This is a genomic window from Streptomyces sp. NPDC004658 (assembly GCF_040609555.1).
Taxonomy (GTDB): Bacteria; Actinomycetota; Actinomycetes; order Streptomycetales; family Streptomycetaceae; genus Streptomyces.
On the sequence record NZ_JBEXKG010000179.1, the window covers coordinates 1 to 14,043 of the forward strand.

Annotated in this window: 15 protein-coding genes and 1 pseudogene; 4 read left to right on the top strand and 12 right to left on the bottom strand. The window is 70.0% G+C overall.

Annotated elements, in window-relative coordinates; genetic code table 11:
- Positions 1 to 791: LysR substrate-binding domain-containing protein (locus ABZV94_RS35425; protein ID WP_356347961.1), on the bottom strand; the 791-nt coding region annotated here is incomplete at its 3' end.
- 84 nt (positions 792 to 875) lie between these two features.
- On the opposite strand from ABZV94_RS35425, the gene ABZV94_RS35430 reads away from it, so the two are divergent.
- Positions 876 to 1,796: a PhzF family phenazine biosynthesis isomerase gene (locus tag ABZV94_RS35430; RefSeq protein ID WP_356347963.1), complete on the top strand. Its 921-nt coding sequence runs from the start codon at positions 876 to 878 to the stop codon at positions 1,794 to 1,796.
- Between the two features lie 116 nt (positions 1,797 to 1,912).
- On the opposite strand, the pseudogene ABZV94_RS35435 reads toward ABZV94_RS35430, so the two are convergent.
- The 8 genes and pseudogenes from ABZV94_RS35435 to ABZV94_RS35470 all read right to left on the bottom strand — a co-directional run.
- Positions 1,913 to 2,152, bottom strand: a pseudogene (locus tag ABZV94_RS35435) (XRE family transcriptional regulator); the annotation flags it as partial.
- A 59-nt stretch (positions 2,153 to 2,211) separates the two neighbouring features.
- Positions 2,212 to 2,637, bottom strand: coding sequence for a hypothetical protein (locus tag ABZV94_RS35440; RefSeq protein WP_356347966.1), 426 nt, complete (start codon positions 2,635 to 2,637; stop codon positions 2,212 to 2,214).
- Positions 2,638 to 2,831: 194 nt separating this feature from the next.
- A complete protein-coding gene (locus ABZV94_RS35445; RefSeq protein ID WP_356347968.1) occupies positions 2,832 to 3,104 on the bottom strand; it encodes a hypothetical protein in 273 nt (90 codons plus the stop codon).
- A 954-nt stretch (positions 3,105 to 4,058) separates the two neighbouring features.
- A complete protein-coding gene (locus ABZV94_RS35450; protein WP_356347971.1) occupies positions 4,059 to 4,853 on the bottom strand; it encodes an oxidoreductase in 795 nt (264 codons plus the stop codon).
- 113 nt (positions 4,854 to 4,966) lie between these two features.
- Positions 4,967 to 5,542 carry a TetR family transcriptional regulator gene (locus ABZV94_RS35455; protein WP_356347973.1) on the bottom strand — a complete coding sequence of 192 codons (576 nt, stop codon included), beginning with the start codon at positions 5,540 to 5,542 and terminating at the stop codon, positions 4,967 to 4,969.
- A 787-nt stretch (positions 5,543 to 6,329) separates the two neighbouring features.
- Positions 6,330 to 6,953 (bottom strand): hypothetical protein, encoded by a 624-nt coding sequence (locus ABZV94_RS35460; RefSeq protein ID WP_356347993.1) that lies wholly within the window; start codon positions 6,951 to 6,953, stop codon positions 6,330 to 6,332.
- Between the two features lie 530 nt (positions 6,954 to 7,483).
- On the bottom strand, positions 7,484 to 8,089 hold the full coding sequence (locus ABZV94_RS35465) for a dihydrofolate reductase family protein (protein ID WP_356347975.1): 606 nt from the start codon (positions 8,087 to 8,089) through the stop codon (positions 7,484 to 7,486).
- Between the two features lie 173 nt (positions 8,090 to 8,262).
- A complete protein-coding gene (locus ABZV94_RS35470; RefSeq protein WP_356347977.1) occupies positions 8,263 to 8,841 on the bottom strand; it encodes a TetR/AcrR family transcriptional regulator in 579 nt (192 codons plus the stop codon).
- 90 nt (positions 8,842 to 8,931) lie between these two features.
- Between ABZV94_RS35470 and ABZV94_RS35475 the strand changes: the two genes are divergently transcribed.
- Complete coding sequence (locus ABZV94_RS35475) at positions 8,932 to 9,378, top strand: DUF1772 domain-containing protein (RefSeq protein ID WP_356347979.1); 447 nt, start codon at positions 8,932 to 8,934, stop codon at positions 9,376 to 9,378.
- A 238-nt stretch (positions 9,379 to 9,616) separates the two neighbouring features.
- Positions 9,617 to 10,060: a DUF4267 domain-containing protein gene (locus ABZV94_RS35480; protein WP_356347981.1), complete on the top strand. Its 444-nt coding sequence runs from the start codon at positions 9,617 to 9,619 to the stop codon at positions 10,058 to 10,060.
- Between the two features lie 289 nt (positions 10,061 to 10,349).
- Here ABZV94_RS35480 and ABZV94_RS35485 read toward each other — a convergent pair whose 3' ends face one another.
- The 3 genes from ABZV94_RS35485 to ABZV94_RS35495 all read right to left on the bottom strand — a co-directional run bounded on the left by ABZV94_RS35485 (position 10,350) and on the right by ABZV94_RS35495 (position 12,691).
- Complete coding sequence (locus ABZV94_RS35485; protein ID WP_356347983.1) at positions 10,350 to 11,087, bottom strand: NIPSNAP family protein; 738 nt, start codon at positions 11,085 to 11,087, stop codon at positions 10,350 to 10,352.
- A gap of 81 nt (positions 11,088 to 11,168) precedes the next feature.
- Positions 11,169 to 11,597, bottom strand: coding sequence for an Rrf2 family transcriptional regulator (locus ABZV94_RS35490; protein ID WP_356347986.1), 429 nt, complete (start codon positions 11,595 to 11,597; stop codon positions 11,169 to 11,171).
- Between the two features lie 299 nt (positions 11,598 to 11,896).
- Entirely contained in the window at positions 11,897 to 12,691 is a 795-nt protein-coding gene (locus tag ABZV94_RS35495; protein ID WP_356347988.1) for an SDR family oxidoreductase, read from the bottom strand.
- Between the two features lie 85 nt (positions 12,692 to 12,776).
- Here ABZV94_RS35495 and ABZV94_RS35500 point away from each other — a divergent pair, with 85 nt between their 5' ends.
- The gene (locus tag ABZV94_RS35500) at positions 12,777 to 13,628 is read left to right on the top strand and encodes a helix-turn-helix transcriptional regulator (protein ID WP_356347991.1); all 852 of its coding nucleotides are present in this window, start codon (positions 12,777 to 12,779) and stop codon (positions 13,626 to 13,628) included.
- Positions 13,629 to 14,043 lie beyond the last annotated feature (415 nt).

The following is a 14,043-nucleotide window of genomic DNA, read 5'->3' on the forward strand; positions in this document are numbered from 1 at the left end:
GGCGGCCCGTCGAGGGCGATCCCGCGGAGCCGGCCGTCGCGCAGGTGCTCGGCGACGGTCGTGGCCGGCAGCAGGGTCAGGCCCAGGCCCGCCGCGGCGCAGGAGCGGGCCGCGTCCACGCTGCCGAACCGGGTGATTCGCGGGTTCGCGCCGGGCGCGGCGCGCAGCCGCTGTTCGAAGGCGTCGCTGTAAGCGCAGCCCTCCTCCAGGAGGAAGAAGTGCTCGGCCGCCAGATCGCCCCAGGCCGCCGGGCGGTCACGGCCGGCCAGCGGGTGGCCGGGGGCCGCGACGAGGGTGAGGGCCTCGCGGGCGACCGGTTCGGTGGCGATCTCGGGGGACTCGGCGTCCTCGTTCATCAGCAGCGCCAGATCGAGATGCCCGGAGCGCAGCCCTTGTAGGCACTCCTCGGTGCCGGCCGCGCGCAGGTCGACGTCCACGTCGGGGTGTTCGGTGCGCAGGGCGGCGATCACGGCGGGCAGCCGGGTGGCGCACAGCGATTCTGGCGTGCCGACCACCACCCGGCCCGCGACGGGCCCGTCCTCGCCGGCCGCGGAGCGCAGTCGGGCCACGGCGTCGAGCACCTCCTCGGCCTCCGCGAGGAGCCGTCGGCCGGCGTCGGTGAGCGCGGCGCCGGTGGGCAGCCGGTCGAACAGCGGCACGCCGAGGTCGCGTTCGAGGGTGCGGATGTGCACGGTGACTGTGGACTGCGCGAGGTGGAGTGCGGCCGCGGCGGCGGTGAAGCTGCCGGTGCGGGCGAGCGTGGTGAAGGTCGTCAGCAGTCGCGTGTCCACCCGCCCAGCGTATGCGGAAAGCCGATGGAGTGCATCACAATCCATCGTTGGACGCGATGCCCCCAGCGGTGCCAGGGTTTCCCCATGACCGACGACACGACCACCGCCGCCACCGACACCGCGACCACCGCCCGGGCCCACGGCGGCTCCGGCGCGAGCCTCGAGATCCTGCGCTACTCCGCGTTCACCCGCACGCCGGACGGCGGCAACCCAGCCGGCGTCGTGCTCGACGCCTCCGGGCTGGACGTGGCGGCCATGCTCGCCGTCGCCGCCCAGGTGGGCTACTCGGAGACCGCCTTCGTCACCGCCGCCGATCCGGACGCCCGGCGCTTCACGGTGCGCTACTTCAGCCCGCTGGCGGAGGTGGCCTTCTGCGGGCACGCGACGGTGGCCCTGGCCGTCGCCCTGGCCGACCGGCTGGGCCCCGGCGACCTCGCCCTGGACACCCCCGCGGGCGCCATCGCGGTGACGACCGCCACCGACGGCGCAGGGACGGTGCAGGCGACGCTCACCAGCGTGCCGACCCGGTCCCGCCAGGCGCTCGCCGCCGAGCTGGAGGCCGCCCTCGCGGCCCTCCGCTGGAGCGCGTCGGACCTCGACCCCGCGCTGCCGCCGCACGTCGCCTTCGGCGGCAACGACCACCTGGTGCTGGCCGCCGCCTCCCGCGAGCGGCTGGCCGCGCTCGACTACGACTTCGACGCGCTCGCCGAAGTCATGCGCCGGTACGGCTGGACCACCGTCGACCTGGTGTGGCGCGAGTCGCCGCGCCGTTTCCACGCCCGCAACCCGTTCCCCGTCGGCGGTGTCGTGGAGGACCCGGCGACGGGCGCGGCGGCGGCCGCTTTCGGCGGCTACCTCCGCGCCCTGGGACTCGTCATGGAGCCTGTGGACATCGCGGTGCGGCAGGGCGAGGACATGGGCCGCCCGAGCGACCTCGTCATCGGTGTGACGCCCGAGGACGCCCGGGTACGGGTCACCGGCACGGCCGTGCTTCTCCCCCGCTGACGGCCCGTCGGCGGTGCGTCGGCGGTGCGTCGTGAACGACACCTCTGCCTGAATGTGCGCTGCGGGCCGGCTGTCCGCCCCCGCGGACGTGCAGGCGAGCCGGGACCGAGCAGTCTGTACACCTTCTTGAGCCCTTCGGCTGCGACCTCGCGCAACTGCTGGTCGCTGGCGCCGGCCTCTTGGGCTTCGAGGAGGCGGGCGGCGTAGCGGGGGGGCGGAAGGGCGACGGTCAGGTGCCGGAGCCGGTCCTCATCAGTGGAGCCGATCGCCGCGGTGCAGCCGATCCGGGCCCGGGTGTCGATGACGACGCCGCCGGTCGTTGCCGCCTGCTGCCGGGCCTTCGCACGGATCCGTGGTGACCCCGGCTACGCGAGGAAGGAGCAGGGAGTGTCACCTGCCGACTACCAGGTGACCGCTACGCGCCGGACGATGCGTCGGATCCCACGGAAAGCTTGGAGAGCAAGCAACCAGCCGCCGACACACCGCGCGAAACACCGCCCCCCACCGAAAGGCCACGCCATGCCGCCACCGCACCCACGGCCAGGGCACCCTGCTGTTCGTCGACGAGATCCACCGCTTCGACCGCGCCCAGCAGGACAGCTTCCTCCCCTACGTCGAGGACGGCACGATCACCCTGATCGGCGCCACCACGGAGAACCCGAGCTTCGAACTCAACGGCGCCCTCCTCTCCCGCACCCAGGTCCTCGTCCTCGAACGCCTCGACGAAACCGCCCTGTCCACCCCCCTCGACCGCGCCGAACACCTCACCGGCCACCGGCTGCCCCTCGACGACGACGCCCGCCGAGCACTGATCGCCATGGCCGACGGCGACGGCCGCCACCTCCTCAACATGGCCGAACAGCTCCAGGCTCTCCCGCGAGACCTACTACAAGCCCACTCGCCATGGCTACGAGGCCCAGATCACCGAAGGCCTGCGCGACTGGGCTGCCTTGCGTGCTCGCGAACAACGCGGCTGACCGGCCGACACCCCACGATGAGCCGCTTAGGTGAGCGTCGTCGCAGGTTGGTCGGACGTCAGTACGGCTGGCATGTCGCAAGGTGGTCGGGATGGCCGTGTTGGCCGAGGTAGCCCTCTCCGACCGTGGTGACGGCGCCTGGTGGGAGGGTGGTGCAGGGACCGGTTGCGCCGTCCTGGTAGGTCAGTGAGACGCTGACGGTGTCGTCACAGTTGTTGGCGGCGGTGGTGTAGCGCCAGCTCTCGTACATCGCCACGCAAGCCGGGGCGGCAGACGCGAGCGCGCCGCTCTGCGCGAAGGCGGGTGCGGCCAGGCCGAGCGGGATGATCAATACGGTGAAGCCTGCCGCAGAAGCTGTGATCCTTTTTGTCCGGGATTGCACTGCTCGACTCCTCGCCGTGTTGTGCACCTGTGGAGACTTGTGCGCCCGGTGGACGCTCTCTCAGTTCAAGAAGTGAAGCTTTCAGACCAGGAGGCTCGGCGTAAACAGAGGCCGCCCGCTTTCGGACAGCGCGTGGCTTCCAAGCCGAGTAACCCTCACCCGTGCACAGCGGCGGGTCAGTTGCTCCGGTCCAAGGGATGAGGCTTCAACCATTTCAGGGACCTCGGTCCGGGGTGTGCCGTCCGGCCCAGGTCGTCGGCGCCGGACGGCCGGGCGGGGCTCTGGAGTCTGCAAAGCCCTCCGGCAGCGGCTCGGCGGCAAGGTGGCCGGTTCGCGACGACCGCACGCCCCAGGGGTCGAGCCGGGCGTGGCCTCCGCCTGTCACGCCCCGGACTCGATCCTGCACGCCTCGACCTCTGCGCGTGGACGCGGCACATCACCGAGCACAACCTGCGGGAAGCGCAGGCCCTAGCGGTCGAGTGGCACCCGCGCCCGCCACCGACGTCCTACTCTCGGCGCCTGCCGCCAGCAGCCTCAACGGACCAGCTTGGGACCACCTGCTCGTGCAGCTTCGCTTCAGCGAGCGGAACCCCGCCCGCAGTCGCTCGATGTCGATGAGGACCGGGTGCCCGGAGGCGCCGGCCACGATGTGACGGGAGCGAGTTCGCCGTGGATCAGTCCGTGCTGCGTGCAGGGAGACGCTCGGGTGGCCAGTTCTGCGAGGAGGTCGTGGCGACCTCGATCCGGGGGCGCGTTCGGTCGCAGTTGCTCGCACGGAGGGCCGCTCACCTCGGCGCTCCGTGCGGGCGGGTTCCGTCCTGTCGTACTGTCGGCTGCGCTGGGTTTGATTCAGTGCAGCACGGTGCCCTCTTCCTTGGCGGCCGGTCCTGCGTTGGGGGCGTCTCAGAGTGTTTTCGTTTGGCCGCCGTCGATGAGGACCTCGGTGCCGGTGATGTTGGCCGCGAGCGGTGAGGCCAGGAACAGGGCGAGGTCGGCGACTTCGTGAGGTTCGGTGATCCGGCCCGTGCTGATGCCCATGCTCTGCGGCACCACTACGTCGAGTGCCTCTTGGGCCGTGGTGCCGGCGGCCGCCGCCGTGGCTTCGGCGAAGCCGCCCGGCGCTGTCCAGAAGGGGGTGCGAACCGGTCCGGGGGAGATCGCGTTGACGCGGACGCCACGCGGGGCGAACTCTTCGGACAGGGACTTGTTGAGGCTGGTCAGCGCGGCTTTGGCCGCCGAGTAGTCCACGACCATCGGGAAGGGGAGCCGTGCGTTGATCGAGCTGATGTTGACGATGGCCGAGCCGTCGGCCCGCATGAGGTGGGGCAACGCGGCGCGGCTGGTGCGCACGGCGCTGAAGAAGGTGAGATCGAAGATCCGTCGCCACTCCGCGTCGTCGACTTCGAGGAACCCGTTGCGCGGCTCAGCGGCGCCGAGGTTGTTGACGAGGATGTCGATCCGGTCGTGCTGTTCCACGGCGTGCCGGATCAGGGTCTCGGCTCCCTCGGCGGTGGAGAGGTCGGCCTGGACGACCGTGACGCCGTAGGTCTCGCGCAGTGCGTCGAGTTCGGGTGTGGAGTTGCGGCTTCCGGCGACGACGTGGACACCCTCGCGGCTCATTGCCTCGACGATGGCGAGGCCGATGCCCTTGCTCGCCCCGGTGACGACGGCGACTTTGTCGTTCAGGTGCAGTTCCATGACGAAATCCTTTTCTGGATTGATTGTTAAAGTATGAGTGCAGGGGTTGGCACCGGCGGCGCGTTGGGTGCCGCGGTGATGAGGACGCGGTGCCGAGGCGGCCGAGCCCGGGTTCAGTCCAGGACGCGCATGGCGGTCTCGAGGGCGTCCTGGGTGAAGGACCGGCCCAGGCGCGCCTTGCCGACGACGCGGAGCCCCTGGACGAAGGTGGTCAGGAAGCGGGCCAGCTCCACGGGATCTTTGTCGGCCGACACTTCGCCCCGCGCCTTCGCTCGCTCCAGGGCCCCCGCCAGGGCCGACTCGACGTGCCGCAGGGCGGCAGCGACGCGTTCGACCGTGGCGGGGTCGTCGCCACGCTCGGTGGCGGCATTGACCACGAGGCAGCCGCGGGAGGGGTCGGTCAGGTCCGCTTCGATCATGTCCGTCAGGACCTGGCGCACCGCGGGCCGGATCTCGGTGGCGTTCTCCAGGCTTTCGACGAGGGTGCCGGCCTGGAGTGCGCAATAGCGTTCCAGGGCTCTGGCGTAAAGCTGCTCCTTCGATCCGAACGCCGCGTAGAGGCTGCCGCTGCCTATCGCGAGTTCCTTGAGGAGGTCCTGCAGGGACGTGTCGGCGTAGCCGCGGCGCCAGAACAGGTCCATCGCGCGGTCGATGGCCTGATCGGCGTCGAATTCCCTGGTGCGTCCCATGCTCACACTGTACAGCCTGTTCTGGATTGGTCAATCCAGTAGGCGTCCTGTCGGGCGCGTCACACGGTGCTGGGCGGGAGCGGCCGAGGCGGAACGGCTGCGGCGGAGGTGAGGAGCGCTGCGGCTGGTGAGCGGCCGGGGCCCGGCATCCGGCAGGGCCGGCCGCGGCCGCCCCGTCCCGCCCCGTGCTTTCCCGTCCCGTGGTGGGCACGCGCCCGACGCCGCGGCGGCCCGCGTGGGCGCAGGAACAGGCGACGGTGTCGGAGCGGATGCCGGCCGGAGGGTTCGGGCCCGGGGGCACACCGCTTGGCGGGCGTCCCGGTGGCGGCGTGCCCGGGCGGGGCGGTACCCGTCGGGCCTGAACGGCGATGGTCCGGGGCGGCCGGAGGGAGTCCACCGGACGTTATTGCGCCGCGGGCGTGGCCGGCTGAGGGACGGCGGGGTGGCGGACCTCAACCACCCGCGGCGGTTCCGGCTCGGCGGCGCGCGCCACGTGGTGCCTGGCGCGTGAGGATGGCGCGTGGCGTGGGACGCGGGGACGGTGAGCGTGGTGAACGGGCGGGGGCTGCCGCGGCGCCGACCGGGCCTGCGGCCGGCGTTGCGGCAGGAGTCCGTGGGTCACTGAGCAGGTCGTGGTGGCCGGTCCGCGGCGCGTCGCCGCATTGAGGCTCACCGAGCGGGTCCTCATGCAGGGCGGCCAGGATCCGGCCGCTCGACTCATCGTTTCACCGTGAACGGGTGAGGGGCCTGGTGTCGCACTCTGCCTTGGGTGAGCCGGCGGGCGTGGTCACCGACCGGCGGATGACCGTCCCACGGCGGTCTGCGCGTCGGCTTCCGCGAGCACCGTGTCAGCCAGTTCCGCCACGGACAGGCCGCCACCTGCGTCGAGGCGAGCCAGGCCTCGCCTGTCGATGGCATCGATCATGAGTGTCTGGTAGCGCTCCGTGCGGGCCAGGAACTTGTCCATCAGGCGCTGCTCCTCGTCGGTAGCCGCTTCGTAGCGGCCCGCCGCGTAGACGCGGGCGCGTACCAGGGCGTCGTCCGCGGTGAGCCACACGGCAGCCGTGCGCGAAACGCGAAGCCCCGCGACGCGGACGGGCCAGAGTGCCGACCCCTCCAGGACCAGGCCCTTGCTGCCACTGCCCTCGGCCGCACGGGCGGTGATCAGCTCTTCGATACGGGGCCACAGCCGCTCGTAGTGACCGAGAACGGACGTGATCAGTTCGTCGACCGTCAGTGATCCGTAGTGCTCGGCGACGTGCGCCGGCACCTCCCGCTGCGGGGTTCTCCAGGGCCGCCCAGGATGCCGGGCCAACCCGTCCGTGCTCAGGCACTCGAACCCGAGCTTGTCCGCCACCACTTGTGCAACGGTCGACTTCCCGACGTTCGACGTCCCGCCGATCAATACCACCCGCAGATCACGCACGCCGACGACCCTACCGATCCTTCCGGCACGATGCCCGCAGTCCGCACAGACTCATGACGCAACACGCCAGTTGCATGAGCAGGTGGTGGAGGCCGGTGCCGTGTTCTCAGCGGATCCGCAGCCGTTCGGACTGGTGAAGCCGGGCAATGGGTGCGCTTTCCAACCCACCGGGTCCTCCCCCGGGCCGGAGCCATGGGCGAGACCTCGCCCGGCGCGTGGCGGGCCGGCAGGCGACGGCAGCCCTCACCCAGATCGGCGGCGGAACCGCGATGGACGAGCAACGCGATACAGGACGACACCGCGGGGCGAGGTAATGTAGCCGCCCCCACCCCGCGTACTCCCCCCGTACCGGCTCAACCGTGCGGACACCGATGCCGTACATACCGATCAGTGCCGCGCAGCCGCCAACAGCGGCCGGTGCCGTCCGCCACCCGGCACCAGGCGCTGTAGACGCCGCGACAGTAGACACCCGCCTGCATCCACCGCCGACCGGAAACGACCCTGGACGTCCTCGACTAGTAACTGTCGTAGCGGGGCGTGCCGCTGGGCCGGTAGACGCCGACGACGGTGCCGCCCTTCGTCGTCGAGACACTGACCGGCTCCAGCGCCGTGGGGACCGCTCCCTCGGCGAACAACCGTTTGCCGGTACCGATGATCACCGGATGGATGGTCAGCCGGTACTCGTCGACAAGGTTGTGCCGCATCAGGGTCTGGGCGAGGTCACCGCTGCCCACCACGTTGATGCGCCCGCCCTCGGACGTTTTGAGCTTGCGCACGGCATCGACGACGTCTCCCTCCAGCAGCGTGGAGTTCTGCCACTCGACGGACCTCAGGGTCCGAGACGCCACGTACTTGTGCATGCTGTTCATCCGATGGGTGAACGGGTTGCCGGGATCGGCCATCGGCCAGTACGACGCGAAAATCTCGTACGTCTTGCGGCCCAGCAGCATCGCATCGGCGGGCTCGTACCAACCCGCGATGGCCGTGCCGACCTCCTCGTCGGACACCGGCTTCTGCCAGCCGCCGTAGCCGAACCCGCTCTCAGCATCCTCCTCCGGACCACCCGGCGCCTGCATGACACCGTCCAGCGTCAAAAACGCGCAAACGACAATCTCGCGCATGCTGCGCTCCCTTCGTCGATAGGTAGACCGCACGACCGCCGGAAACTCATCGAAGAAGCACCTGCCACACCCGACTGCGACAGAGCCAACCGCCCACAGCGCACCGAGCGCAGCGCATGCCGGAGGCGTACGGGTGAAGCCCTCACGGTGGCCGAGACGCCCGGCACGGTGTGTCAGACCATGGCCAGCCGGTCCACCAGCAGCTCCACCCTCGGCTCGGCATCCTCGGGCAGCAGGCGACCCGCCCGGGTCAGGGTCGCGAGACCGTGCAGAGCCGCCCAGAACACCTCCGTGAACAGCCCCGGATGGACGTCATCGCCGGCGGCCTTGTCGAGGGTCTCCAACAGGGCGGCAAAGGCGTCCTTCAAAGGCTCGGGAGTGTCCTCCTGCGCATACACCAGACCACCGTCAAGCTGAAACAGGGCGTCGTAGACCGCCGGATTACGCACGGCGAAATCAAGATAAGCACGAGCCAGAGCCGTGACCCGGGCCCGCAGACCCTGCACGCCAGACGTCGCCCCCCGTACCGCCGATGCCAGTTCGGCGGCCCCCTGAAGGGCGACGGCGCCGATGATCTCGCGCTTGCCGCGGAAGTGGCTGTAGAGGACGGGCTGACTGTATTCGATGCGCTCGGCGAGCCGGCGGGTCGTGACGGCGTCCCAGCCCTGCTGTTCGGCGAGTTCGCGGGCCGTCGCCACGATGAGGCGCTCACGCTCCGCCCGTTCGCGCTGCTTGCGTTCCTGTACGGACATGCGCAGATTCTAGCACTGCTAGACAATCGAGCGGCAGCAGTACTAGCGTTGCCTCATCAGCTAGCAATGCTAGTTCAGGGAGGGACTGTCATGCTCAACGCACTCGAGGTCGTCACCATCGTCGTCGTCGGCCTGATGGTGGGGGTGGAGTTCTCCGTCGCCTTCATCATGAACCGGATCCTGGACGCGCTTCCCGAGGACAGTGGCCAGCTCGGCCACGCCCACGGCGGCCGGATGCTGGGTGCCCTGATGCCGTTCTGGTACATCGGCTCGCTCGTCCTCAGCGCGATCTGGGCCGTCGCCGGATGGCACCACCACGGCGCCGGACTCGTCGTCACCGCCGCCGGACTGCTGATCGTCAGCGTGGTCATGTCGGTGCTGCTGCTCGTCCCGATCAACAACCGGAACAAGACCTGGACCCCCGAGAACCGGCCCGCGGACTGGAAGGAGCAGCTGAACCGCTGGGGGCGCTGGCACTACGTCCGCGTCGCCGTCATCATCGCCGCCTTCGCTCTGCTCGTCTCCGCCCTCGTCTGAAGGCGCTGCTCCCCCGACACGCGCTGGTTCGCCCCCGGTAGGTCGCCGGCTTCTGTCTGGTCGGGGCGAAATCCCGACCTTCCGGTACGCAGCTGCCGCTCCGATCCCGCAACGGCGATCCTCGCAAGCTACGCCCCTCGATCAGCAGTCCGTGCGGCCGGATCAGGCCCCACCCCACACCACTCAGCAAGCTGCACAAGGCTCAGCCAGCCGACGAAGACTCGCAAGGAGAAGAACAGTGTCGCTGAGGAAGATCAATACCGTACTTGCCGCCGCCTTCATCCTCTTCATCCTCTGGTTCGGCACGGAGTTCATCGTGAGTCCGGAGACGACGGCGCCGGGCTTCGGCCTGCCGAGCTGGCCGTCCGGCGACGGCGACGGCTTCCTGATCATCAAGGGAATCCGCGATGTCGTCCTGGCCCTCGTCCTGGGCGTCCTGTTGGTGACGGGCCACCGCCGAGCGCTGGGCTTGGTGCTGCTGGTGGAGGCGCTCGCCGCGTACGGCGACATGGCCACCGTACTGGCCCATCACGGCTCCGTGGCCACCGCACTCGGCGTCCACTGCCTGACCGCGACACTGATGGTGGTCAACGGCCTGCTGATACTGCGCGAGACCCGCAAGGTCGCGGCCGCTCCGGCAACACCCGCCGCGCAGCCCTCCCAGCGAGCTCGTGCCCAGTGAGCAGGAGGTGGGAACGCGTATCGTGCAGCGATCTCCAGCGATCGAATCAGGACGGTCTGTCCGGCGACGTGATCGCTGAACTCGTGGTGAGGAAAGACCCGTTATGGCATGCACGCCAGCAGGCCGGGCCTGCCTCCAGACAGTGGAAGCGTGCCGTGGGCGGTGGTGCGAAGCACCGGGTGGTCTTCGCCGAGGGACCGGGTTTGTGGTGGTGTTCTGCAGCTGGGGCAAGCTCGGAAAGCGCGCGGACATCGCCCAGGGCACCTGCTGTCCCCGGCTCCTTGAGCACTCAGCGCAGTATGGACCGCTCGGTAGGTGCCAGCCGTAGCCGGTCTGGGGCTCTGGCCCACCGTTCCGAAAGGGTCGGGAGCACCTCCTCGCGCCAGCGTTCTGAAAGCTGCAAGCGATTCAGGTGGTGGTCGAGGTGGCTTTCGTCAGTGAAACGTGCGAACCATACGAAGACCTCTTCGTCCATCCGTACCGGCAGCGCCGGGAAGGTGTTCGGGGCGTGTTCCGATTGCAGGTACGCCAGGGGTTCGCAGCCGGTCTCGGCCAGTGCGGGTCGCACGCGCTGCTGGAAGAACTCGACGAACGTCGTGTCAAACGGGCGTTTGCCGTACCAGATCGTGGCGAGGACAAGCGACGGTGGCAAGGGCGCCGGCTCGCCGGGAGCCGGCCGGGAGCCAGCCGGCAGTGGGAACCCGCCGCGCGCCGAGGCCGGTCGCAGCAGCAGCACGTCATCGGAGTCGATCATCGTCGCGTTCGCCTCGTCGCGGTGTGCCTGCCAGACCGGCCCGCCGTAGAAGCTCTCCAGGGCCTTGGCGCGGCGCGGCATGTCCGCGAAGCCGCGGAGCCAGACGAACCGGTCGGGGTCGTCCAGGTCACGGAATTGACCCAGGACGGTCGCACCCGCTGCCTCCTGCGACTCGATGAACTCCCGGTCGAACAGGTCGATCAGTGCGTCTCGCTGTCCTGGGTGCAGCGTGTACTGCCGCAGTTCGACGACTGGACACCGTAGGGCTTTCACCAGCCTTGCTCCTCGTTCAGTTGTTGGAACCATTGTTGTTACAACAAGCGGCAGGTGGCTGGCTGATGACCGGGCTGTCGGCTACTTCATCAGCGTCTCGCGAAGTACGTCGGCGATCGACGTGTCCGCCAGCTCCTGCCGCATGACCGTCTCGACTCTGCTGTAGACGCCGCTCAGTGCGGGCCGGATGCCTCGGCCGACCGGGCATGCCAGATTGGGTTCGGTGCGGTGCAGGCCGAACGGTGGCTGCGCATCGACGGCGTCGTACACCTCAAGCAGGGTGATCGCCTCGGGGTCACGGGCCAGGCTCCAGCCTGCACCGGCACCGTGGCGGACCTCCACCAGGCCGGCTCGCCGCAGATCGCCGAGGCTGCGCCGGATGATCACCGGGTTGGTATTGACGCTGGCCGCGACCTGTTCCGAAGTGAGAACCTCCCGGCCACCGCGCTGCGCCAACGCCAGCCAGGCCAGCACATGCGTCGCGATGGTCAATCGACTGTTCGCCGCCATCACGCCTCCCCGTGTGTTGTAACAGCTTCTGTTACAACGACCCTCGCGGTCAAGCCACGTCAATCCTCCGCAGCTTGGCGCAGTGCGCCCCGTTGGGTGGGCCGGCCGCACGCGGACGAGGGCGACGAGGCGCGGTGCGGTGCGGTGCGTTCACGGAAGCGCCGGCGCGCCTCGGCGGACTCCGGAGGGCGAGGTACTGGCGTTCATTGAACTTTTCCGCCGAGCGCTGGGTGTCGTGCGTGATCTCCTTGACTGCCTTGGGTCGATCTCGGCAGGGAACAGGACCCGGGCCACTCTCGTCAGGCGCCGGCGCCGCCGTCGACCGGCAGGATCGCGCCGGTCACGTACGAGGCGCGGTCGCTGAGCAGCCACGCGGCCGCCTCGGCGATCTGCCGGGGCTCGGCCATGTGACCGAGCGGGATCGCCGCGGTCATCTGCTCGACGATGCCGGGAGTCGCCGCCTCCCAGGTGTCGATCATCTCCGTGGAGGTGCCACCGGGGGTGATGCCGTTGACCCTGATACGGTCACCGGCCCAGTTCACCGCGGCGGTCTCGGTGAGGCTGTTGAGCGCGCGCTTCATGGCGCCGTAGGCGGGCAGGGCGGGGTTCGCGCGGCGGCTGCCGATGCTGGAGGTGTTGACGATCGCCCCGCCGCCGTTCTTCCGCATGAGAGCGGCCTGGGCGTTCATGGCGGTCCAGTGCGCGCGGAAGTTCACGGCGAACTGCTGGTCGATGTCCTCGTCGCTGGTGGTGTGGACCGGGCCGAACTGCTGCTGGGGGACCGCGCCGTTGTTGAAGGCGCCATCCAGCCGTCCGTGCAGCTTTTCGACGTGGTCGACTGCGGCGCGGATGCTCGCCGGGTCGGCGAGGTCCATGGTGACGGCGTCGGCGACGCCGCGGTCGGCGCGTATCTCCCGCACGACGGTTTCGAGGGCGTCGGTGCTGCGGGCGGCGAGCACGACAGCGGCGCCCTCGGAGGCGAAGAGCCGGGCCGCGGCGGCCCCGATGCCGCGGCTGGCGCCGGTGATGAAGATGATCTTGCCGGTGAGCAGGCCGACCGGTGCGCTGTCGGTGGTGTTCGTGTTGTTCGTCATGGCAGCAGCGTCCGCCCGGCTGCCGACCGGATACAGGCACAGGCTGTACCAGGATCCACGGCCGGGCGGCACGCACACTGGGCGTATGGACAAGCAGGAGCTCGGGGCGTTCCTCCGCAGCCGCCGCGAGCGGCTCCGGCCACAGGACGTCGGCCTCCCCTCCGGCCCGCGTCGGCGCACACCAGGTCTTCGCCGCGAGGAAGTAGCGGTCCTCGCGCACATCTCCACCGAGTACTACGTCCGCCTCGAACAGGGCCGGGCGCCACGCCCCTCGGGCGACGTCCTGGCCGCGATCGCCGGCGCGCTGCGGCTCACCGACGCGGAGTCAGACCACCTGCACGTCCTCGCGGGCACCGCGCCGAACCGTACCGGACTGCACCGGCGCGACGTCCGCCCGAGCATCCTCGCGCTCCTGGAGCGGCTGCCGCAGACGGCCGGCTTCGTGATGTCCGCCGCGTGCGAGGTCCTCGCCTGGAACGACCTCGCGGCCGCGCTCATGGAGGACTTTGCCCCCCTCTCCCCCGAGGACCGCAACCTCGCGCGCCGGGCCTTCCCTGGACCGCAGCGCGCCGATGAGGCGCTCTACGGGATCTCCGACGCCGCCGAGTTCCGGCTGAGCGTTGTGATGCAGCTCCACACCGCCCTCGCCCGCTACCCCACCGATCCCGCGGTGACAGGTCTCGTCGGCGAACTCCGCGATACCAGCCCTGACTTCGCCCGCCTCTGGGAACGACACGACGTACAGACCGCGCCGATGCTCACGAAGACCTTCCGCCACTCAGCCGTCGGGGAGATCACCGTCGACTGCGACACGCTCACCCTCACCGACCGTGACCAGTACCTCGTCCTCTTCAGCGCGCCGTCGGGGTCCCCCGGGGCCGACGCCCTGGCCCTGCTGAACCTCCTGGGAACACAGGCCGGTCACCACATGCCGTAGCGCCACAGCCAGCCACCGCGAACACCATCGCCGTCTGCGCGACATTCGGGAGTGTCCGAGAGGGCCTGGGCGAAGAAGCTGAGCGGCGAGGACCGGTACGGCCTGACCGCGCTGTTCCCGCGGTGGGCAGTTGGTACAAGGGAACGAGATCCGGCGCAGCGGATGCCCGCCCGGACAGACCCCTGGTGTCCTAGCTCAGGCACCAGCCGCAGAAGTAGGTCGCGCAGCCCAGCTGGGCCCAGCCGAGGGCCGCCGGGTGCGATCGGCGGCGGCCCTCGGTGTCAAGGTGCTGTCTTGGCCGAATGACGGCCGGTGGGTGCGGATGCTCTTATGGATGTCAAGCAGCGGTTGTGAGGTGAGTCGGGGCCGCTGCGGTGGCGTTCGTGGTGGTCAGGACGTGGTAGATCTCGCGGGC